The organism is Pseudoxanthomonas japonensis, assembly GCF_043632995.1.
Classification (GTDB): domain Bacteria; phylum Pseudomonadota; class Gammaproteobacteria; order Xanthomonadales; family Xanthomonadaceae; genus Pseudoxanthomonas_A; species Pseudoxanthomonas_A japonensis.
The window spans coordinates 3,913,077-3,932,457 of record NZ_CP171632.1; the positions used below are offsets into that span (position 1 = coordinate 3,913,077).

Below are 19,381 nucleotides of genomic sequence, written 5' to 3' on the forward strand. Positions count from 1 at the left end.
GGGGGAGGGAGCGGATCACGGGATCGGTGGCGACAGCGCCGACGATCATTTCCTGGGCGCGTCCACTTTCGCCAGCAGCGCACGCAACGCGTCATCGGGCGACTGGCCTTCGATCTGCAACTCGGGCGCCAGCGTGATGCGGTGACGCAGCGCCGGACGCGCGATGTCGCGCACGTCGTCGGGGGTGACGAAATCGCGACCCTGCAGTACCGCCTGCGCGCGCGCCGCACGGATCAGCGCGATGCTGCCGCGCGGCCCCGCGCCCAGCGCGATGCCGGGCCACTTGCGGGTGGCGGCGACGATGCGCACGGCGTAGTCGACGACTTCCGGATCCACGCGCACGGCAGCAGTCTCGCGCTGCATCGCCGCGATGTCGGCGGCGCCGAGCACGCGCTTCACCTGCGAGAGGTCGAAGTCGGCGGCGGTGCGGCCGGTGGTGATGGCATCGACCATGCGCTTCTCGTCCTCCAGCGCCGGATAGTCGATCAACACCTTCAGCAGGAAACGGTCCAGCTGCGCTTCCGGCAACGGGTAAGTGCCTTCCTGCTCCACCGGATTCTGCGTGGCGAGCGCGATGAAGGGGGGCGACAGCTGGAACGACGTGCCTTCGATCGTGACCTGGCCTTCCTGCATCACTTCCAGCAGCGCGGACTGGGTCTTGGCCGGCGCGCGGTTGATCTCGTCGGCCAGCAGGATGTTGGTGAACACCGGGCCGCGGCGGACCTGGAAGCTCTCGGTCTTCGGGTCGTAGACGGCATGGCCGCTGACGTCGCTCGGCATCAGGTCGGGCGTGAACTGCACGCGCGCGTAGGTCAGCTCCAGCGCCTGCGCCAGCGCGCGCACCAGCAGGGTCTTGCCGAGGCCCGGCACGCCCTCGATCAGCACGTGGCCGCCGGCGAGCAGCGCGATCAGGATCTGGTCCAGCACGTCGGGCTGGCCGATGAAGGCGCGCGACACTTCCTCGCGCACGGCCTCGACGCGCTCGGACAGGGCATTGCGCGGCGTCGGCGGGAGCGCGGGCGGCGCGGCGGCGGTCTCGTCGTTCATAGGCGGTTTCTCAGTTGGATCAACAGGGCGATGCGGTCACGGAAGGCCTGCCGGTCGTGCGAGGCAGGGACATTGAGGGCGGTGCGGATGCGGTCGGCCGGCTGGCCGGTGCGCTCGGCGATGGCGGCGACCTGCGCCTCGCCGGCGAGCGCGGCGGCGACCGGATCGCGACGGCGCAGGCGCGCCAGGAACGCCTGCCGGACCGCGGAGTACAGCATCACGCCGCGACCGTAACGGTAGAGGTGTTCGCCGCTGGCGCGGACGTGTTCGAGCAGCGAGCGGCGTTCACCGGCCGGCGACGGTACCGGCGGGCCGAAGCGCTGCATGCGCATCCACAGCCAGGCGGCCAGCGCGAGCAGCAGCGGCGCCCACACCATCCAGCCCTGCAGGTACAGCGTGCGCCACAGCGACGGCATCTCCGCCGCGTAGACCAGGTGCATGGTGCCCTGGCGGTAGTTGGGCGCCAGCACCTGCCGCGCCAGCGCGCGATGGGGACCGTCGCGCAGGCCGCCATCCGGCGGTGTGTCGAGCGCCTCCTGCATGAAGCCGCGCTCGGCGGTGTTGGTCAGGAAATCGAAATCGGCCAGCACATCGACGTGCCCCTTGCCGGCTGCCACGCGGGCGTACACGTAACCGTTCTTCAGGTCGCCCCACGCCAGTTCGGGCACGGTGTCGTCGAAGGCGAAGCGCCAGCCGCGGCAGAACTCCACGTGGTGGCCCTCGCCTTCCACCTGGAAGTCTTCGCACGAGGGGGTTTCGTCCACCAGCCAGGCCGACAGCTGGTCCAGCATCGCGGCCTGCGGCGCATCCGGTCCCGTCGTGGCGTCGCCCGGCGAATAGGCCGGCGTGCGGATCAGCAGATGGCCGCCTTCCTCCACCCACGCCAGCAGGCGTTCGGCGTCGGACGGCGACAGCACGCGGGGATCGTTGAACAGCAGCAGCGTGTCGCGGCTCGCCATGGGGTGGTCGTCCAGCAACAGGCGCTGGCGCACATCGACCTTAACGCCATCGGCTTCCAGCGTCTTCGCCAGCGCGTACAGCGGGTTGTACGCCGCCTCGCCGGTCGGCGGCAGGTACACGGTCTTCTCGACGCGATGGAAGGTGTGCCGGAACCACAGGCCCACGAGCGCCGCCAGCAACAGCACGACCACCAGCGTCGCACCCGCCACCCGGCCATTACGGCGCGCGGACGTCACGACGCCCACCCGTAGCGCTGCTGCAGATCGCCGACCAGGGCGTCGAACTCGTCCTCGCCGGGCAGCCGTTCGGCATAGGCGGCGTACTGCCAGGTGCGCACGATGCGCGCGAACACGTGGCGGTCCTCGGCCTGCGGCAGGCGCCGCGAGGCACGCAGGCATTCGGCCTCGGTGGCGCCCGGCGGCAGCACGAGGTCGACGCGCTGGCTCATGCTTTCCACGCTGGCGCGGTAGAGCAGCGCCAGGGCATCGCGCCGACGACCGTCGCGCCATAGCGCGCGCGCGGCCGTGGCGATGTCGTCGGGCAGCGCCTCGGGCAACACCAGCGCATCGGACTGCGGTGCGTCGGGAGGCGCCACCGGCGATCTCGCGATGCCGCGCATCCACGGCCACCAGTAGCGCACCGTCGCCAGCACCACCAGCACCAGCACGCCCGCCACCAGCCACAGGCCCCACTCGCCGACGAAGGCCAGCGTCTTGCCGATGCCAGAAAGCCAGGCGCTGTCGAGATCGTGCGGTTCCTTCGTGTCCCTTTCCTGCGGGTTGCGCCGCTCCCAGCCGGACTGCACCTGGCGGCGGCCCAGCAGCGGATCGCGATACGCCCGGTCGGCCGCCTCGCGGAACGTGCGGTCATCGACGCGCTGGTCGCCGAACACGATGGGCAGCGTCGGCGGCACCGGCTTGCCGTCTTCGCCGGTGGCGACCGGCGCGTCCGCGGCCACCGGCGGCGCTCCATGCCGCTCCTGTGCCCCGGCCGTGCCGGCCATGCCCAGCCACAGGCTCGCGACCAGCACCATCGGCGCGGCGGCCGCCAGCCGTGCGCGCAGCTTGCGGAACACGATCTCCAGGTCCCACGCCTCGATCTGCGTGCGGCGGTTGAGGTACAGGCCGAAGCCTGCGCCGACGTAAAAGGGTTCGATCACGCTGATCGCCGCCCACAGCAAGGCGTTCCAGGCGAGCTTGAACCACGCGTTCCATTCGATGGCCGCCACACGGAACGCCGCCTGCACGCTGTCCGGCAGCAGGTCCTGCGGCAGGTACATCACGACTGCGAGGATGCCGCCCAGCACCAGCACCCCCTGGAACACCAGGCAGATCCAGGTCAGCAGGATCGCCGTGCCATAGGCCTGTCCGCCCAGCACGCTACGGCGCTGGCGCAGCCGGTCGCCCTGCACGCCCTCCAGCAGGTCGATCGGCATGTACAGCGAGCGCACCGGGCTGAGGCGGCGCCACGTGAGCAGGTGCGGCAACGTGCGCGTGCCCCAGTGGAACTGCGCGCGCAGCGTCTCGCGCGTCGCGGGTACGCTGCCGAACACCCCGCGCGACATCACGTACAGCGGGATGCGGTCGAAGGCCGGCTTCAGCCACCACATCAGCAGCGCCGCCAACCAGAACTTGTCGATCCACCATGCGCCGAGGTTCAGCAGTGCGAACACCGGCAGCGTCAGCCAGAGCCAGGGTTTCCAGATCGCCCCGGCATGCCGGCGCACCAGCGCCATGCCCAGTTCGATGGCTTCCCAGTCGGAGCGTGCGCGCAGGCGGACCGTCAGCTGCTCAATCCTCATCGGCCACCCCGCGCCCGCCCAGTCCCAGCCACAGCGCCACCAGCGTCCACAGCACGCCGGATACGCTGTACTTCACGACGGCGGGGATGGATTGCGTCGACGACCAGAAGGCTTCGATGAAGGCCGCCACCAGCAGCATGAACGCCACGCCCAGGCACAGCCGTGCGCCCTTCGCGCCCGCACGCGCCAGCGCATCGATGCGGCGATGCCGTCCCGGCGCCACCAGGCTCAGGCCGAGCCGCAGGCCCGCCCCGCCGGCCAGCACGATGGCGGTCAGTTCGAACGGCGCATGCCCGCAGACGAAGCGCCACAGCGGGTCGCCGGAACCGATCTGCTGCAGGTGACCGAACACCGTGCCGATGCTGATGCCGTTGACGATCAGCACGAACAGCGCGCCCACGCCGGCCAGCAGGCCGCCGGCGAACGTGCGCAGGCCGATGCCGATGTTGTTCCAGATGTAGTGGCCGAACATCTGCCAGTCGGTTCCGCTTTCGCGGCCGAGCGCATGCCGCGCGTCGTTCGGGTCGTACATGCGCTCCCACATCGCCACCTGTTCGGGCGAGACGATGCTGTACACCAGCTCCGGCCGGAACTGCAGCAACACGAACATCAGCACCAGCGGGAACACGAACACCACCGCCGCCACCCACATGCAGCCGGCCTCGCTGCGCACCAGCCGCGGGAACTCCGCCAGCAGGAAACGCAGCGCGCGCTGCCAGCGCGGTGGCGGCGTGCGGTACAGCACGCCGTGGCCCTGCTGCATCAGCGCCTGCAGGCGGTCGACGACGACCGGGCTGTAGCCGCGCCGGCGCGCCAGCGCGAGGTGCTGGCAGATGCGCCGGTACCGCGCCGGCACATCCTCGTCGGTCAGCTCGCCGGTGTTGCGCTCGCCACGTGCCCGCCGCGCATTCCCGCCGCGCGCGTGCAGCCACGACTCGAAGGCGAGCCATTCGGCCTGGTGGCGGGCGACGAACTGCTCCTGCCTCATCGCCGCCCCAGCAGCCAGTTGGCCATGCCGTACAGCCGCTGCACACCGGCCTGTCCCTGCGCCGCGGTGATGGGCTGGGCGAGGTTGGCCAGTTCCTCCTGCCGCGAAGGTGTCAGCTGCGGCGCGCGCTCGGCGAACGCGACGATCGCGCCCTGCTCTTCGGGCAGCAGCCGGGCCGGCGGCACGAACACCGTGTTGACCGGCGCGGGCACATGGCTGCGCTCGCGACCGGCGTGGACCACCAGCGTGCCGGCGACCATGTCGCCGAGGCGACGCGCATGCGGATCGGCCAGGCACGCGACCAGGCCGGTGGCATACCCGAACGGCAGCATGTCGACCATGCGCAGCAGGTTGCGGGTGATCGCCGCCAGCCAGCCCACCGGCGCGCCGTCGGCCGAGACCACGCGCAGGCCGAGCGCCTTCTTGCCGGGCGTCTGCCCGCGCCAGGCCGACTCCAGCACGATCGGGTAGGCCCAGAACACCAGGAACATCACGATCAGGTTCAGGCCGGCACCGGCCTCGCCGAACAACGCCAGCAGCGTGGCCATGACGAAGACGATGCCGAGCCGGATGCCCAGGTCGATGCCCCACGCCAGTGCGCGCGGCACCGGGCCGGCCGCCGGCAGATGCAGGCCCACGCCTTCGGGCGTGACGACTTCGCGATAGGTATCCAGCATCAGCCGCTCACCACGGGCAGCGTCCCCATGGCAGCGCGCTGGCCGCGACCGGATCGATGTGGTGAAACCCGTGTGTCCCGCTGTCCATGCGCCTTCCCCATGCCAGGCGACTTTAGCCGGACGCGCCATCCTTGCCCAGCCAGGCCCTACACTTCGCGCCATCGTGGATACCGTCTTCTCCTGCCGGTCGGGGTGCGCGGCCTGCTGCACCGCGCCTTCGATCACCTCGCCGATTCCGTGCATGCCGCAGGGCAAGCCGGCCGGCGTGCCGTGCGTGCAACTGGACGACGCCCTGCGCTGCCGGCTGTTCGGCCACCCCGACCGGCCCGCGTTCTGCGGCACTTTGAAGCCCGGCGCCGACATGTGCGGGGCCAGTCGCGCCGAGGCGATGGCCCTGCTGTCGGCACTCGAGCGCGCAACGGCACCGATCACGCTTCCCCTCAGCTAGGAGACGTCGCATGCAGCGTGTCTGGAACCTGGTCCTCGCCGTGGTGGTGTCCGCGACGGTGGTCGCGCAGCTGTTCCTGCTGGTGAGCGGCGGACAGGACGTGAATACGACGACGCCAGCCGCGCCGGTCCCGTTGGCGACGAAACTGCTGCGGTTCTTCAGCTACTTCACCGTGCAGAGCAACCTGCTGGTGCTGGCGGCAGCGATCAGCCTGGCGATCAGGCCCGACCGCGACGGCCCGGTGTGGCGCGTGCTGCGACTCGATGCGTTGCTCGGCATCACGGTCACCGGCGTGGTGTTCGCCACGCTACTGTCCGGACTGGTGCACCCCAGCGGCATTGGCATCTGGATCAATGCCGGCTTCCACGAGTTCTCACCGGTGTGGGCGCTGCTCGGCTGGCTGCTGTTCGGGCCACGGCCACGGATCGACGGGCGCACGATCCGGTGGGCGTTCGTCTGGCCGGTCGCCTGGCTGGCCTACACGATGGCGCACGGCGCGATGACGGGCTGGTATCCGTATCCGTTCCTCAATGCCGACACCCTTGGCTACGGACAGGTGAGCATCACCGTGGCCGTCATCCTGGTGGCGGCACTGGCAACGGCGTTCGCGTTCCTGGCGGTCGACCGCCGGTTGCCGCCGTCGCGCTGACCGACGTCGCTATCCGACCTGCGTGGAGATCCACCACGTGGTGCCACCGGCATCGCGGAAGCCACCTCGACGGTCGCCATCGCCCTTCTCTTCCGGTGCCTGCACCGGCTCGGCGCCGGCCGCGAGTGCACGCGCCCACGTTGCATCGACATCGGGCACGTAAAGATGCACGTGGCTGGCGATGGGCGGCCACCCGTCCATGCCGTCAGCCAGCATCAGCACGGTATCGTCGATGCGGACTTCGCCATGGCCCAGCCGCTCACCCATGGGATGCGTGCGCAGCGGTTCGGCTCCGAACACCGTGACAAGGAAATCGATCGTGCGCTGCGCACCATCGACCACGAGGTACGGGGCCACCGAGGTGTAGCCGTCCGGTTTCCAGCCCATGCGGGTCTCCCAGTCTTCGGCGCGGAGCGCGCCGCGCGCCATCATGCCGCAGGCGGTGTCGGCTGCAGGTAACGGTCCTTCAGCTTCACGTAGTGCGCCGCCGAGTAGTGCAGGCTCTCGATCTCCTTGTCCGAAAGCACGCGCACGAGGCGGGCTGGATTGCCCAGCCACAGCTCGGCCTCGCCGACCACCTTGCCCGGCCCGAGGATCGCGCCGGCACCGAGGAAGCCATGCTTCTTCACCGTCGCCCCGTCGAGGATGCAGGCACCCATGCCGATCAGGCACAGGTCCTCGATGGTGCAGGCATGGATGATGGTGCCGTGGCCGATGGTGACGTCGGCGCCGATCAGCGTCGGATAGCCGGCCTTGTTGTAGGGACTGTGGTGGCTGACATGGACGATGGTGCCGTCCTGCACGTTGGTGCGCGCACCGACGCGGATGAAGTTGACGTCGCCGCGCAGGATGGTGCCCGGCCAGATGGACACATCCTCGGCCAGTTCGACATCGCCGATGACCGTGGCGGCGGGATCGACGTAGACGCGCGGCCCGAGGACGGGAAAGCGGTCAAGGTAGGGGCGCAGGGCGGTCAGATTCGGGTCCATGCCCCGATTGTAGTGCGCCGGCTCCGGAACGACGGCATACACTCGGGGCATGACGACCTCTCCGCATGCCGCCACGAACGCCGCGAACGCGGCCATTACCGCCGCCAATGCCGCGATCACGGCCACGAGTTCAGGGGGGACGCCTGCCCCAGGCCACCACGCACGCATGCCCGACGGCGATACGCCGGTCGGCGATCTCGCGCCCACGCTGCAGCGGTTGCGCGAGACCTGGCAGGCACGCAAGCCCGGTTGCGCACAGCGCCGCGACGACCTGCAGCGGCTGCGCGATGCACTGAAGCGCCGGCTGCCGGAGATGGCGGACACCATCGCCGCCGATTTCGGCCACCGCTCGCGGCACGAATCGCTGATCGCCGACGGCATGACCGTGCTCAACGAGATCGACCACCTCGCCTCGCACCTGCGCCGCTGGATGAAGCCGAAGCGGGTCGGCGTGGGCTGGCGCTTCTGGCCAGCGCGCGCGGAGATCCGGCAGGAACCCGTCGGTGTGGTCGGCGTGATCGCGCCGTGGAACTATCCGGTCAACCTGGCGCTGATTCCGCTGGCGACCGCCATCGCCGCGGGCAACCACGTGTACCTGAAACCGTCGGAACACACGCCGCGCACGACCGCGTTCCTGCGCTCGCTGCTGGCGGAGGTGTTCCCGCCGGAACGCGTCAGCGTCGCCGCCGGCGGTGCCGAGGTGGCGGGCGCGTTCGCTGCCCTCCCGTTCGACCATCTGGTGTTCACCGGCTCCACGGCGGTGGGCCGCAAGGTGATGGCCGCCGCCGCACCGAACCTGACGCCGCTGACGCTGGAGCTCGGCGGCAAGTCGCCCGCCATCGTCTGCGACGACTTCCCGGTGGACCAGGCGGCCGCGCGGCTGGCGACCGGCAAATGGTTCAACGGCGGGCAGACCTGCATTGCGCCCGACTACGTGCTGCTGGTCGGCCGCCAGCGCCGTGATGCGCTGGTGCAGGCGCTGCGCGACCAGGTCGCGTCGCGCTACGGCGACCTGTCCGAGGCCGGCGACTTCACCCGCATCATCAACGACAGCCAGTTCGCACGGCTGGAAGGCTATCTGGACGACGCCCGTCAGCGCGGGCATGAGGTCGTTCCGCTGGCGCCGAAGCACGACCGCGCGCAGCGGTTGTTCGCACCGACGGTCGTCATCGAGCCAGGCGACGATGCGAAGGTCATGCAGGACGAGATCTTCGGCCCCATCCTGCCGATCCGCACCGTCGAGTCGCTGGACGAGGCCATCGCCTACGTCAACGCACACGACCGGCCGCTGGCGCTGTATCCCTTCAGCCACGACCGCGCGCGGGTGGAAAAGATCCTCGGCACGACGCTGGCTGGCGGCGTCACGGTCAACGACACCGTGCTGCATTTCGGCATCAACGCGCTGCCGTTCGGCGGCATCGGCCCCAGCGGCATGGGTGCCTACCACGGCCGTGCGGGCTTCGACGCGATGAGCAAGGCGCTGCCGGTGCTGTGGCAGCCGCGCCGCGCCGGCAGCGACCTGCTGAAGCCGCCGTACTCCAAGGTCGCGCGGTTCATCGACTTCATCATCCGCTAGTACCGCATGCGCAAGCTCCGGCAGGCCAGCAACAGCCGTCGCGACGTCCGCGTATACGGCATGCTGCTGGTCGGCGCGATGTTCGTGTACGCAGGACTGACCCTCGATCCGGCCAGCAACTGCGATGCCAGCGGACGGCAGTGCGCGCCGTGGCTGGTGCCGGTGGCTTTCTTCATGGGCGTCGTGTTCGCCGGTTCCGCGCTGGCGATGCTGGTACACGTGCGCCGCTGGGGTAGCCGCCTGGACCTGGAGGCGCGCACGCTGTGGTGGTGGGACGACGAGATCGCTCCCGGCGAACACGCGATCGCGCTGGACCGGATCGCGCGGATCCGCGTGCTGCGCGCGGACGAGAGCGACGACCGGATTCTCCTGTACGACCACGACGATGCACCACTGCGCTTCCCGTCCGAACGCGGCGTACCCTACGACGCCATCGAGTGGGCGCGGGACCTGGCGGGACATTGCCCGCATATCCGGGTGGACGTGGAAGGCGCCTGACGCGGATCGGTATCCTTCGTCGAAATACGCCATCCCCGTTCGTCGGACGGGATGACACGCCATCGACGGACCGCCATGCCGACCACGCCCGTACCCACCAAAGCCACCCGCCGCGAATGGATCGGGCTGGCCATCATCGCCCTGCCCTGCATGGTCTATGCGATGGATCTGACCGTGCTGAACCTGGCGCTGCCGGCCATCAGCGCCGAGCTCGACCCCAGCGCCAGCCAGCTGTTGTGGATCGTCGACGTGTACGGCTTCCTGGTCGCGGGCTTCCTGATGACGATGGGCACGCTGGGCGACCGCATCGGGCGGCGCAAGCTGCTGCTGATCGGCGCAGCGGCCTTCGCGGTGGCCTCGGTGCTGGCGGCTTTCTCGCGCAGCGCGGAGATGCTGATCGCGATGCGCGCCCTGCTCGGCATCGCCGGCGCCACGCTCGCGCCGTCGACGATGTCGCTGATCCGCAACATGTTCCATGACGAGCACGAACGCCAGTTCGCGATCGGCGTATGGATCGCGGCGTTCTCGGTCGGTGGCGCCATCGGCCCGCTGGTCGGCGGCCTGCTGCTGCAATGGTGGTGGTGGGGCGCGGCGTTCCTGGCAGCGGTGCCGGTGATGGTGCTGCTGCTCGTCCTGGGGCCGAAACTGCTTCCCGAATACCGCGATCCCGATGCCGGCAAACTCGACCCGGCCAGCATGGCGCAGTCACTGTCCGCGGTACTGGCGGTGGTCTATGGGCTGAAGCGCATCGCCGAGTACGGCATGGATCCGCGTGGCGTCGCGGTGCTGCTGGCGGGCGTGGCATTGGGCGCGCTGTTCGTGCGCCGGCAGAAGCACCTGGCGTATCCCTTCCTGGATGTCACCCTGTTCCGCCGGCCGGCGTTCTCCGCCGCCATCGTCGCCTATGCGCTGGCGGGCCTGTCGATGATGGGCGTGTACATCTTCATGACCCAGTACCTGCAGCTGGTGCTCGGGCTGACGCCGCTGCAGGCCGGCGTCGCGACGATCCCCTGGTCAGTGTGCTTCACGGTCGGCTCGCTGCTGGCGCCACGGCTGGCGCGCCACTGGGGCGCACGGCGGGTGATGGTGCGTGGCCTGCTGTTCGCTGCGGTCGGCTTCGGCATCACCGCGCTGGTCACGCCGCCGCATGGCCTGTGGATCCTGATCGCCGGCATGCTGGCGATGAGCCTGGGCATGGCGCCCGTGTTCACCGTCGGCAACGAGTTGATCATCACTACCGCACCACCGGAGCGCGCGGGCGCGGCGTCGGCGCTGGCGGAGACGAGTGCCGAACTCAGCGGTGCGCTCGGTATCGCCGTGCTGGGCAGCCTGGGCATGCTGGCGTACCGGCTGTGGCTGGACCCGGCGTTGCCGGCGACGCTGCCCGATGCGGACACGACACGTGCGCTGTCGACACTGGGTGGTGCCGTCACCGTCGCCGGCGAAGTCGGTGGCGCGGCGGGAGCGGCCATCGCTGATACCGCGCGCACCGCGTTCACCGATGCCATGCGCGCCATCGCCGTGTTCGGCATGGCGATGATGCTGATTGCCGCCTGGATGGCCGCGCGACTGATGCGCGACGGCGAGGGCGCCGGCCACGCAACGACGACCGTCGACGACCCAGCGGGCGCGTGACCGTCCTCCTCGCATAGAATCCCCGCCATGAAGATCGCCAGCTGGAACGTCAATTCGCTCAACGTGCGCCTGCCGCACCTCACGCAATGGCTGGGCGCGTTCGCGCCGGATGTCGTGGGCCTGCAGGAAACCAAGCTGGAGGATCACAAGTTTCCCGACACCGCGCTGGCGGAAGCGGGCTATCGCAGCGTGTTCGCCGGGCAGAAGACCTACAACGGCGTGGCATTGCTGTCGCGCGAGCCGATCGGCGAGGTGCAGGTCGGCATTCCCGGCTTCGAGGACGAGCAGAAGCGCGTGATCGCCGCCACTGTCGGCGAGGTGCGCATCATCAATCTGTACGTGGTCAACGGCCAGGATGTGGGCACCGACAAGTACGCCTACAAGCTGCGCTGGCTGGACGCAGTGCACGACTGGATCGCCAGCGAGCTGCAGACGCACCCCAAACTGGTGGTGATGGGCGACTTCAACATCGCGCCGGACGACCGCGACGTCTTCGACCCCAAGGTGTGGAACGACGACCACATCCTGACCTCCACGGCCGAACGCGCTGCCCTGCAGCGGCTGTACGCGCTGGGCCTGCACGATGCGTTCCGTCTGCACAGCGACGAAGCCAACGTCTACAGCTGGTGGGATTACCGGATGGGCGGCCTGCGCCGCAACCTGGGCCTGCGCATCGACCTGACGCTGGTGTCCGACGCGCTGCGCCCGAACGCCGTGCAATCCGGCATCGACCGCGAACCGCGCACCTGGGAGCGCCCGAGCGACCACGCGCCGGCGTGGGTGCAGCTGGGCGGCTGACGTCACGCGGTAGGAGGGGCTTCAGCCCCGACCGCAACGGTCCGTCCACGACCACTCCGCGGCACGCTCCCTCCCCGAAGCAATAGTGAATTCTGGTCGGGGCCAAAGCCCCCCTGCAAGGACAAGCAAAGGCCCGGCGGTTGCCGGGCCTTTGCATTGCCACGGGCCTTGGGTGCGTCTCAAACGCGCACGCGGCCGCAGCGGAACCGTTACCTCGCGCGGCCGCGCGTGAGCAGGTTGACGATGAGCAGCAGCACGACCGCGCCGATAAAGGCGGTGAGCAGGAAGCCGACCCAGCCGCCCCCCAGGCCCAGACCCAGGGTCGGCAGCAACCAGCCGCCGAGGAAGCCGCCGATGATGCCAACCACGACATTCAGGATGATGCCCTGCGAACCGTCGCGCTTCATGACGATGCTCGCCAGCCAGCCGGCGATGCCACCCACGATCAGATAGATGAGAAAATTCATTGCGTCGCTTCTCCCTCGATGGACAGGACCCCTTGGCGCGGGGCACGCTTCAATCTCCAACGCACTTCGTGAAACCGTCGTTAACCCTGTGGGGGAAGCCTCCGTGCACCTGTTTGATAGCGCCAACGCCACAGGCTTGCACGCTGTGCCGCAGCACGCATGCGGGCCGATAACGTGAGCTGGCGCAACGCGCCGGCCGACTGGCGGCTGGACGGCATCGCGCTGTGGTTGCTGCCGCACGCGCCCCGCCAGCGCGGCGAGCCCGCCGCGCGCGAACGGCTCGCACAGGTGCTGGACGTCGCGCCGCATGCGCTGCCGATCACCCGCGATCCGCAGGGACGCCCGCACTTCATCGCGCCACTGCACCACCTGGAGACTGGCTGGAGCCACAGCGGCGAAGCCCTCCTGCTGGCGCTGGGCGAAGACGTCGAACTGGGCGTGGACATCGAGCGGCTGCGGCCTCGGCCGCGCGCGATGGAACTGGCGCGCCGCTTCTACCATCCCGACGAGACCGCCTGGCTGCAGTCGCTGGACGACGATGCGCGCGTGCTCGCCTTCGTGCGCCTGTGGTGCGCCAAGGAGGCGGTGCTGAAGGCGCACGGCCAGGGCATCTCGTTCGGCCTGCACCGCTTCCATGTCCGCCTCGACGACGACGGTGCACGGCTGGCCGACTGCGACCCCGCGCTCGGCCGCGCCGACGACTGGCGCCTGCACGAATGGGCCGCCGCGCCGGACTATCGCGCGGCGCTGGCCTGGCATCCGCGCGGCGCCGCATGGCGGCCTGCGATAATGCCGCGATGAATGACACCGCCTTCCCCGCCGACCTGCGCGACGAGTTCCATCGCGGCCTCGGCACGCTGGGGCTCGATGCCGATGCGCTCGCGCCGCGCCTGCTCGCCTACCTGGCCCTGCTCGACCGCTGGAACCGGACCTACAACCTCACCGCCATCCGCGACCCGCGCGAGATGGTCACCCGTCACCTGCTGGACTCGCTGGCGATGCATCCGTTCGTCGACGACCTGGCCGCGAACGGTGGCGCGCTGGCGGACCTGGGGACCGGCCCCGGCCTGCCCGGCATTCCGCTGGCCATCGCCAAGCCCGGCCTGCGGGTGACGCTGGTCGAAAGCAACGGCAAGAAGGCGCGCTTCCTGCGCGAGGCCGTGCGCACGCTGAAACTCGACAACGCGCGCGTCGCCGAATCGCGCGCCGAAGCGCTGGACGAACCGCAGGCCTACGACGCGCTTACCGCGCGCGCGCTCGACGTGCTGAGCGGCATCATCGAGGTCGGTGGCCACCTGCTGAAGCCCGGTGGCGCGCTGCTCGCCATGAAGGGCGTGCGCCCGGACGACGAGATCGCCGCCCTGCCGGCCGGCTGGTCGGTGGATACGATCCAGCCGCTGGCGGTGCCGGGCCTCGTCGGGGAGCGCCACATGGTCGTTGTACGCCGCGACCGGCCCGGCTGAGCGGAAGTTCCTGAACCCAGCCGCCCCTCGGAGCGGCGTCAGCTTGAATGAACCATCACGCCTTGCTGCTCGGCCAGGCGATCTGCACCTTGCGATGTTTCATGACGCAGTCGCGCAGGTACAGGTTGATCAGGCTCTGATAGGGAACACCCGCCTCATTGGCCATGCTCTTGAAGTATTCCACCACGTCTTCCGAGAGACGCATGGAGACGGGCTTCTTCAGCTTGGCCGCATAGGGATTCTTGCGGGACTTCATCTTGGAAAGGTCGTATTCGGCTTTCATGGCGGTCATTGCCCGTAAAAGGAGCTTTCTTGTTTCGTGGCTTTGCGTGCCGAAATGATGCGGACAACGCCGCCGTCATCGCGCTCGCAATGACAAACGAGGAGGAGGTGGGCTCCACTGCTCATGCCGAGCATGAGAAAGCGATCCTCGTCGGACGAGTGAGGCTCATCGTAGAACTGGATGGCGAATTCGTCGTAGAAGACGGATTGGGCTTCCTCGAAGGAAACACCATGCTTCCTGAGGTTCGAGGCCGCCTTGGCCGGATCCCAGTCGAACTTGATCATCTGTACATTGTATGGACGATCAGTGACTTTGCAACAGCTAAGCCCTTGATATGACTCGCTGCCAAGCGGAGGGTGGACCCACTCGTCCGTGCCGGCGCCTGGTACGGCAGGCGGGTTTCGCTCCCGTGATTTCGCAGGGTCGCTCCCAGCCCGCATAATCCCCCCTCACCCCGGACTCGATAAGGCGCCCTCGCATGGCCCGCATCATCGCCGTCGCCAACCAGAAAGGCGGAGTCGGCAAGACCACCACCGCCGTGAACCTGGCCGCCGCGCTCGCACGCGCGCCGCAGCGGGTGCTGCTGGTCGACCTGGATGCGCAGGGCAACGCGACGATGGGCAGCGGCGTGGACAAGCGTGAAGTGGAAGCCTCGACCTGCGACGTGCTGCTGGGCGAGGTCGACGCGAAGGCCGCCGTGGTGACCACCGCTGAAAGCTTCGACCTGATGCCGGGCAACATCGACCTGACCGCGGCGGAGATCCAGCTGATGGAATCCGACGGCCGCGAGCAGCGCCTGAAGAGCGCGCTGCAGCCGATCCGTGGCGACTACGACTTCATCATCATCGACTGCCCGCCGGCGCTGTCGCTGCTGACGCTCAACGCGCTGACCGCGGCCGACTCGGTGCTGGTGCCGATGCAGTGCGAGTACTACGCGCTGGAGGGCTTGTCGGCGCTGATGGAAACCATCGATGCGCTGCGCGCGCGCCTGAATCCCGGCCTGGAGATCGAAGGCGTGCTGCGCACGATGTTCGACATCCGCAACAACCTGGCCAACGCCGTCTCCGGCGAGCTGACCACGCATTTCGGCGACAAGGTGTTCCGCACCATCGTGCCGCGCAACGTGCGCGTGGCCGAAGCGCCCAGCCATGGCCAGAGCATCGTCGGCTACGACCGCGCCTCGCGCGGCGGCGTCGCCTACCTGGGCCTGGCCGGCGAGATCCTGCGCCGCGCGGCCGACCGCAAGAAGCAACAGCAGCACATGGAGCACGCGTGATGAGCGCCCCGAAGAAGCGCGGCCTGGGTCGCGGACTGGAAGCCCTGCTCGGCCCGAAAGCCGCCGAGACGCCGCCGCCGGAAGCCCAGCCGGGCGAAGCCCTGCGCACGTTGCCGGTGCAGCAGCTTCAGCCGGGCAAGTACCAGCCGCGCATGCAGATGGACGCGTCCAAGCTCACCGAGCTGGCGGAGTCGATCAAGGCGCAGGGCGTGATCCAGCCGATCGTCGTGCGCGAGCTGTCGCCAGGGAAGTTCGAGATCGTCGCCGGCGAACGCCGCTGGCGCGCCTCGCAGGAAGCCGGCCTGGCCGAAGTGCCGGTGGTCGTGCGCGAACTGGACGACCGCACCGTCATCGCGATGGCGCTGATCGAGAACATCCAGCGCGAAGACCTCAATCCGCTGGAAGAAGCGCAGTCGCTGCAGCGCCTGATCAACGAATTCTCGCTGACGCACGCCGAAGCGGCCGAAGCCGTCGGCCGCTCGCGCGCCGCGGTGTCCAACCTGCTGCGCCTGCTGGAACTGCCGCCGGCGATCCGCGCACTGCTGGAAGCGCGCCGCCTGGAAATGGGCCATGCGCGTGCATTGCTGACGCTGTCGCCGGACCTGGCCAGCAAGCTCGCCTCCGAGGCCGCCGAACAGGGCTGGTCGGTGCGCGAAGTCGAACACCGCGCGCAGCAGTTCGCCGCCGGCAAGGTGCCGGTCACCGGCAAGAAGGCCAAACCCACCAAGGCCTCGCCGCAGCCCGACATCGCCTCGCTGGAAACCGAACTCTCCGAGAGCCTGGGCACCCGCGTCACCATCGCCCACGGTCGCGGCGGCAAGGGCAAGCTGATCATCCAGTACACCGACCTGGACACGCTGGATGGCGTGCTCGAGCGCCTGCGCCCGAGGGGCTGAAGCCCGCAGGATGCTGGTTGTGGGAGCGACGTAAGTCGCGATGGCGGTGAGGCCGATTCACCGACAGGCGAAAAGCTCGCGACTTACGTCGCTCCCACAAAGACGCGGATAGCCGCCCGGACGGGCACATCGCCGCTGCATTACCATCCGGATTCCGCTTCCACCGGATGCCTGCCTTGAACCTCCGCACCGCCGCCCTGCTGCTTGCCTGCGCACCGCTGCACGCGCTCGCCTTCGCCCCGTCCGATGCCGACAAGCGCTTCCAGGCGCTGTACGAGAAGGAATGGAAGTGGCGGCAGGAACAGACCGGCCAGGCGGACGAGGACGCCGACACCAGCGGCGACAAGCGTCGCCTGCCGGACGTCGGCGCCGAGGCGCAGCAGGCGCGCCTGAAGGTGTGGGAGCAGGTGCTGAAGGATCTCGACGGCATCGACGCCAAGGCGCTCTCGCCGGAGAACCGCATCAACCTGGCGATCTACCGCCCGCAGGTCGAGAACCTGGCCGACGAGGTGCGCCTGGGCGCCTACGAGATGCCGTTCAATTCCGACTCCTCGTTCTGGTCGAACCTGTCGTTCATGGCGCGCCGCCCGATGAAGGACGCCGACGACTACCGCGCTTACGCCGCGCGCCTGCGCGACGTGCCGCGCTACTTCGACCAGCACATCGCCAACATGCGCAGTGGCCTGGAGCGCGGGTTCACCGTGCCGCGCGCGGTGCTGGACGGACGCGATGTGTCGATCGCCGCGGTCGCCGATCTGAAGGATCCCGAGCAGTCCACGTTCTACACCCCGTACAAGAAAATGCCCGCCAGCATCCCGGCGGCCGAGCAGGAGGCGTTGCGCAAGGAAGTCCACGAGGCGATCAGCCAGCAGGTGGTGCCCGCGTTCGGCACGCTGCTGACCTTCTTCCGCAGCGAATACGTGCCGCAGGCGCGCACCACGCTGGCCGCCGAAGCCATGCCGGGCGGCAAGGCGTTCTACGCGCAGCAGATCCGCGAGTACACCACGCTCGACCTCAGCGCCGAGCAGATCCACCAGATCGGCCTGAAGGAAGTGGCCCGCATCCAGGCCGAGATGCAGGAGGTCATCAAGCAGACCGGCTTCAAGGGAACGTTCGCCGAGTTCCTGACCTTCCTGCGCACCGACCCGCAGTTCTACGCGAAGACGCCGCAGCAGCTGCTCGACCGCGCCGCGTGGATCTCCAAGCGCGTGGATGGTGAGGTCGGCAAATACATCGGCACGCTGCCGCGCGGGCGCTTCACCATCGTCGAGGTGCCGGCCGACATCGCGCCGTTCTGGACCGCCGGCCGCGGCGGCCTGGGCACCTACTGGCTGAACACCTACGACCTGCCCTCGCGCCCGCTGTACAACCTGCCGGCGCTGACCCTGCACGAATCCTCGCCCGGCCATTCGCTGCAGGCCGCGCTGGCGCAGGAACAGGGCGAACAGCCCGCCTTCCGCCGCGACAACTACATCTCCGCGTACGGCGAGGGCTGGGCGCTGTACACCGAGAAGCTGGGCAAGGAGATGGGCATCTACGAGACACCCTACGAGGACTTCGGGCGCCTGACCTACGAGATGTGGCGCGCCGCGCGCCTGGTCATCGACACCGGCGTGCACCACAAGGGCTGGACCCGCGACCAGGCCCTGGCCTACCTGCGCGACCACACCGCCCTGTCCGAGCACGAGGTCACCACCGAGGTCGACCGCTACATCTCCTGGCCGGCCCAGGCACTGAGCTACAAGCTGGGCGAGATCGCCATCGTCCGCCTGCGCGGCGAGGCCGAGCAGGCGCTGGGACCCAAGTTCGACGTGAAAGCCTTCCACGACGCCGTGCTGAAGCAGGGCTCGGTGACCCTGCCGGTGCTGGAAAGCCAGATTCGCGCCTTCATCGCGGCGAGCAAGGCGGGCCCGGCCAAGCCGGCCACGGCCGCGCCGTGATCCCGTAGGGTGGGCCCAAGCCTACCGCGCCGGCCAGGCCTTCCGGACTCCGGAGGCGCCGCGATGTGGGGCCAAGACCCGACCTGCGCCCGGGTGCGGCGAAACCCCTCGTAGAGCCGAGCTGGCTCGGCTCCGTACGCCATCCGGCCCCAGGGAGACCGGCCGGAAAGCAGCGGAGCAAGCTCCGCTCTACGCGGCTTCCGTGCTAAGTGCTTGCGGGACAAGGGAAACCTCGGCATAATGCGCGGCTCGCTGCGTCCGGCCCGACCGGATCTGCGGCCGGAAACGCGATTCCGGCTTGTGTCCGCAGCGGTTTTCCTACCGTATCGCGTGGTGTCCGACCTGCCCTGCAGGCCGTCCGCCGGGCCGCCGTCTCCCGGGCTATGGGCGACACAATTACCTATCGAGGTGCGTATGTCCCGCGTATGCCAAGTCACCGGCAAGCGTGTGCAGACCGGTAACAACGTCTCGCACGCCAACAACAAGACCCGTCGTCGTTTCCTGCCCAACCTGCACGAGCGCCGCTTCTGGGTCGCCAGCGAGAACCGCTGGGTCAAGCTGAAAGTGTCCGCGCACGCCCTGCGCACCATCGACAAGAACGGCATCGACTCCGTTCTGGCCGAGCTGCGCGCCCGCGGCGAAAAGGTCTGAGGAGTAACTACACATGGCATCCAAGCGCGACAAGATCCGTCTGATCTCCTCGGCCAACACCGGCCACTTCTACACGACGGACAAGAACAAGAAGAACACCCCGGGCAAGATGGAAATCAAGAAGTACGACCCGGTCGTGCGCAAGCACGTGATCTACAAGGAAGGCAAGATCAAGTGACGCCATGACGCGAACGCGCTCGCGCGTTCGCCGGTGTCATGGCGTCATCCCCGCGAAAGCGGGGATCCAGTGCCTTACAGGAAACCCCGCCTCGGCGGGGTTTCCTGCTTTTCGGCTTCGGTGAAACGCGAGAAGCTGCCCCTCATCCGCCCTCCGGGCAC

General features: G+C 69.0%; 23 protein-coding genes. 13 read left to right on the forward strand and 10 right to left on the reverse strand.

Annotated features, from left to right (window positions below):
- Positions 1–45: 45 nt before the first annotated feature.
- Genes ACGHX3_RS18365 through ACGHX3_RS18385 form a run of 5 tightly spaced genes read right to left on the reverse strand, consistent with a single transcriptional unit; the run spans position 46 to position 5,473 of the window.
- Positions 46–1,047 carry a MoxR family ATPase gene (locus ACGHX3_RS18365; RefSeq protein ID WP_213603692.1) on the reverse strand — a complete coding sequence of 334 codons (1,002 nt, stop codon included), beginning with the start codon at positions 1,045–1,047 and terminating at the stop codon, positions 46–48.
- Positions 1,044–2,243 (reverse strand): DUF4350 domain-containing protein, encoded by a 1,200-nt coding sequence (locus ACGHX3_RS18370; protein ID WP_213603694.1) that lies wholly within the window; start codon positions 2,241–2,243, stop codon positions 1,044–1,046. The genes ACGHX3_RS18365 and ACGHX3_RS18370 overlap by 4 nt, the downstream gene beginning before the upstream one ends.
- A complete protein-coding gene (locus ACGHX3_RS18375) occupies positions 2,240–3,808 on the reverse strand; it encodes a DUF4129 domain-containing protein (protein WP_213603696.1) in 1,569 nt (522 codons plus the stop codon). The genes ACGHX3_RS18370 and ACGHX3_RS18375 overlap by 4 nt, the downstream gene beginning before the upstream one ends.
- Positions 3,798–4,796, reverse strand: a complete 999-nt coding sequence (locus tag ACGHX3_RS18380) for a stage II sporulation protein M (RefSeq protein WP_213603698.1) — start codon at positions 4,794–4,796, stop codon at positions 3,798–3,800. The genes ACGHX3_RS18375 and ACGHX3_RS18380 overlap by 11 nt, the downstream gene beginning before the upstream one ends.
- Positions 4,793–5,473 carry an RDD family protein gene (locus ACGHX3_RS18385; RefSeq protein ID WP_213603700.1) on the reverse strand — a complete coding sequence of 227 codons (681 nt, stop codon included), beginning with the start codon at positions 5,471–5,473 and terminating at the stop codon, positions 4,793–4,795. Before ACGHX3_RS18385 ends, ACGHX3_RS18380 begins: the two co-directional genes overlap by 4 nt.
- A 163-nt stretch (positions 5,474–5,636) precedes the next feature.
- Between ACGHX3_RS18385 and ACGHX3_RS18390 the strand changes: the two genes are divergently transcribed.
- Positions 5,637–5,921: a YkgJ family cysteine cluster protein gene (locus ACGHX3_RS18390; RefSeq protein WP_213603702.1), complete on the forward strand. Its 285-nt coding sequence runs from the start codon at positions 5,637–5,639 to the stop codon at positions 5,919–5,921.
- A gap of 10 nt (positions 5,922–5,931) precedes the next feature.
- A complete protein-coding gene (locus ACGHX3_RS18395) occupies positions 5,932–6,570 on the forward strand; it encodes a Pr6Pr family membrane protein (RefSeq protein ID WP_213603704.1) in 639 nt (212 codons plus the stop codon).
- A 9-nt stretch (positions 6,571–6,579) separates the two neighbouring features.
- On the opposite strand, the gene ACGHX3_RS18400 is transcribed toward ACGHX3_RS18395, so the two are convergent.
- Both ACGHX3_RS18400 and ACGHX3_RS18405 read right to left on the reverse strand, forming a co-directional pair.
- Complete coding sequence (locus ACGHX3_RS18400; RefSeq protein WP_213603706.1) at positions 6,580–6,957, reverse strand: VOC family protein; 378 nt, start codon at positions 6,955–6,957, stop codon at positions 6,580–6,582.
- A gap of 41 nt (positions 6,958–6,998) precedes the next feature.
- A complete protein-coding gene (locus tag ACGHX3_RS18405) occupies positions 6,999–7,559 on the reverse strand; it encodes a gamma carbonic anhydrase family protein (protein WP_394695783.1) in 561 nt (186 codons plus the stop codon).
- A 166-nt stretch (positions 7,560–7,725) separates the two neighbouring features.
- Here ACGHX3_RS18405 and ACGHX3_RS18410 point away from each other — a divergent pair, with 166 nt between their 5' ends.
- The 4 genes from ACGHX3_RS18410 (at position 7,726) to xth (ending at position 12,066) form a co-directional block, all read left to right on the forward strand.
- Positions 7,726–9,135: a coniferyl aldehyde dehydrogenase gene (locus ACGHX3_RS18410; protein ID WP_249720410.1), complete on the forward strand. Its 1,410-nt coding sequence runs from the start codon at positions 7,726–7,728 to the stop codon at positions 9,133–9,135.
- Between the two features lie 6 nt (positions 9,136–9,141).
- Complete coding sequence (locus tag ACGHX3_RS18415) at positions 9,142–9,633, forward strand: hypothetical protein (RefSeq protein WP_213603710.1); 492 nt, start codon at positions 9,142–9,144, stop codon at positions 9,631–9,633.
- Between the two features lie 75 nt (positions 9,634–9,708).
- Positions 9,709–11,268: an MFS transporter gene (locus ACGHX3_RS18420; protein WP_213603718.1), complete on the forward strand. Its 1,560-nt coding sequence runs from the start codon at positions 9,709–9,711 to the stop codon at positions 11,266–11,268.
- Between the two features lie 27 nt (positions 11,269–11,295).
- A complete protein-coding gene (gene xth / locus ACGHX3_RS18425; protein ID WP_213603720.1) occupies positions 11,296–12,066 on the forward strand; it encodes an exodeoxyribonuclease III in 771 nt (256 codons plus the stop codon).
- Positions 12,067–12,275: 209 nt separating this feature from the next.
- On the opposite strand, the gene ACGHX3_RS18430 is transcribed toward xth, so the two are convergent.
- The gene (locus tag ACGHX3_RS18430) at positions 12,276–12,533 is read right to left on the reverse strand and encodes a GlsB/YeaQ/YmgE family stress response membrane protein (protein ID WP_162338966.1); all 258 of its coding nucleotides are present in this window, start codon (positions 12,531–12,533) and stop codon (positions 12,276–12,278) included.
- Between the two features lie 159 nt (positions 12,534–12,692).
- On the opposite strand from ACGHX3_RS18430, the gene ACGHX3_RS18435 reads away from it, so the two are divergent.
- A complete protein-coding gene (locus ACGHX3_RS18435) occupies positions 12,693–13,334 on the forward strand; it encodes a 4'-phosphopantetheinyl transferase superfamily protein (RefSeq protein ID WP_213603729.1) in 642 nt (213 codons plus the stop codon).
- Positions 13,331–13,996 (forward strand): 16S rRNA (guanine(527)-N(7))-methyltransferase RsmG, encoded by a 666-nt coding sequence (gene rsmG, locus ACGHX3_RS18440; RefSeq protein ID WP_213603731.1) that lies wholly within the window; start codon positions 13,331–13,333, stop codon positions 13,994–13,996. Before ACGHX3_RS18435 ends, rsmG begins: the two co-directional genes overlap by 4 nt.
- Positions 13,997–14,051: 55 nt before the next feature.
- On the opposite strand, the gene ACGHX3_RS18445 is transcribed toward rsmG, so the two are convergent.
- Positions 14,052–14,279, reverse strand: a complete 228-nt coding sequence (locus tag ACGHX3_RS18445) for a CopG family antitoxin (RefSeq protein ID WP_283771854.1) — start codon at positions 14,277–14,279, stop codon at positions 14,052–14,054.
- 5 nt (positions 14,280–14,284) lie between these two features.
- Positions 14,285–14,563, reverse strand: a complete 279-nt coding sequence (locus tag ACGHX3_RS18450) for a BrnT family toxin (RefSeq protein ID WP_213603735.1) — start codon at positions 14,561–14,563, stop codon at positions 14,285–14,287.
- 194 nt (positions 14,564–14,757) lie between these two features.
- Between ACGHX3_RS18450 and ACGHX3_RS18455 the strand changes: the two genes are divergently transcribed.
- The 5 genes from ACGHX3_RS18455 (at position 14,758) to rpmG (ending at position 19,220) form a co-directional block, all read left to right on the forward strand.
- Entirely contained in the window at positions 14,758–15,555 is a 798-nt protein-coding gene (locus ACGHX3_RS18455; protein ID WP_213603737.1) for a ParA family protein, read from the forward strand.
- On the forward strand, positions 15,555–16,451 hold the full coding sequence (locus tag ACGHX3_RS18460) for a ParB/RepB/Spo0J family partition protein (protein ID WP_213603739.1): 897 nt from the start codon (positions 15,555–15,557) through the stop codon (positions 16,449–16,451). Before ACGHX3_RS18455 ends, ACGHX3_RS18460 begins: the two co-directional genes overlap by 1 nt.
- Before the next feature lie 167 nt (positions 16,452–16,618).
- Positions 16,619–18,391, forward strand: coding sequence for a DUF885 family protein (locus ACGHX3_RS18465; RefSeq protein ID WP_213603741.1), 1,773 nt, complete (start codon positions 16,619–16,621; stop codon positions 18,389–18,391).
- A gap of 414 nt (positions 18,392–18,805) precedes the next feature.
- Positions 18,806–19,042: a 50S ribosomal protein L28 gene (gene rpmB, locus ACGHX3_RS18470; protein ID WP_093489741.1), complete on the forward strand. Its 237-nt coding sequence runs from the start codon at positions 18,806–18,808 to the stop codon at positions 19,040–19,042.
- 13 nt (positions 19,043–19,055) lie between these two features.
- A complete protein-coding gene (gene rpmG / locus ACGHX3_RS18475) occupies positions 19,056–19,220 on the forward strand; it encodes a 50S ribosomal protein L33 (RefSeq protein WP_027070918.1) in 165 nt (54 codons plus the stop codon).
- The last annotated feature ends 161 nt before the right edge of the window (positions 19,221–19,381 follow it).

Bases quoted from the DNA above. Each gene is read 5' to 3' on its own strand.
- ACGHX3_RS18365 (WP_213603692.1), bottom strand. From the start codon at position 1,047: ATGAACGACGAGACCGCCGCCGCGCCGCCCGCGCTCCCGCCGACGCCG.
- ACGHX3_RS18375 (WP_213603696.1), bottom strand. From the start codon at position 3,808: ATGAGGATTGAGCAGCTGACGGTCCGCCTGCGCGCACGCTCCGACTGG.
- ACGHX3_RS18380 (WP_213603698.1), bottom strand. From the start codon at position 4,796: ATGAGGCAGGAGCAGTTCGTCGCCCGCCACCAGGCCGAATGGCTCGCC.
- ACGHX3_RS18385 (WP_213603700.1), bottom strand. From the start codon at position 5,473: ATGCTGGATACCTATCGCGAAGTCGTCACGCCCGAAGGCGTGGGCCTG.
- ACGHX3_RS18395 (WP_213603704.1), top strand. From the start codon at position 5,932: ATGCAGCGTGTCTGGAACCTGGTCCTCGCCGTGGTGGTGTCCGCGACG.
- ACGHX3_RS18400 (WP_213603706.1), bottom strand. From the start codon at position 6,957: ATGGGCTGGAAACCGGACGGCTACACCTCGGTGGCCCCGTACCTCGTG.
- ACGHX3_RS18405 (WP_394695783.1), bottom strand. From the start codon at position 7,559: ATGGACCCGAATCTGACCGCCCTGCGCCCCTACCTTGACCGCTTTCCC.
- ACGHX3_RS18410 (WP_249720410.1), top strand. From the start codon at position 7,726: ATGCCCGACGGCGATACGCCGGTCGGCGATCTCGCGCCCACGCTGCAG.
- ACGHX3_RS18415 (WP_213603710.1), top strand. From the start codon at position 9,142: ATGCGCAAGCTCCGGCAGGCCAGCAACAGCCGTCGCGACGTCCGCGTA.
- ACGHX3_RS18420 (WP_213603718.1), top strand. From the start codon at position 9,709: ATGCCGACCACGCCCGTACCCACCAAAGCCACCCGCCGCGAATGGATC.
- xth (WP_213603720.1), top strand. From the start codon at position 11,296: ATGAAGATCGCCAGCTGGAACGTCAATTCGCTCAACGTGCGCCTGCCG.
- ACGHX3_RS18430 (WP_162338966.1), bottom strand. From the start codon at position 12,533: ATGAATTTTCTCATCTATCTGATCGTGGGTGGCATCGCCGGCTGGCTG.
- ACGHX3_RS18435 (WP_213603729.1), top strand. From the start codon at position 12,693: ATGCGGGCCGATAACGTGAGCTGGCGCAACGCGCCGGCCGACTGGCGG.
- rsmG (WP_213603731.1), top strand. From the start codon at position 13,331: ATGAATGACACCGCCTTCCCCGCCGACCTGCGCGACGAGTTCCATCGC.
- ACGHX3_RS18445 (WP_283771854.1), bottom strand. From the start codon at position 14,279: ATGAAAGCCGAATACGACCTTTCCAAGATGAAGTCCCGCAAGAATCCC.
- ACGHX3_RS18450 (WP_213603735.1), bottom strand. From the start codon at position 14,563: ATGATCAAGTTCGACTGGGATCCGGCCAAGGCGGCCTCGAACCTCAGG.
- ACGHX3_RS18455 (WP_213603737.1), top strand. From the start codon at position 14,758: ATGGCCCGCATCATCGCCGTCGCCAACCAGAAAGGCGGAGTCGGCAAG.
- ACGHX3_RS18460 (WP_213603739.1), top strand. From the start codon at position 15,555: ATGAGCGCCCCGAAGAAGCGCGGCCTGGGTCGCGGACTGGAAGCCCTG.
- ACGHX3_RS18465 (WP_213603741.1), top strand. From the start codon at position 16,619: ATGCCTGCCTTGAACCTCCGCACCGCCGCCCTGCTGCTTGCCTGCGCA.
- rpmB (WP_093489741.1), top strand. From the start codon at position 18,806: ATGTCCCGCGTATGCCAAGTCACCGGCAAGCGTGTGCAGACCGGTAAC.
- rpmG (WP_027070918.1), top strand. From the start codon at position 19,056: ATGGCATCCAAGCGCGACAAGATCCGTCTGATCTCCTCGGCCAACACC.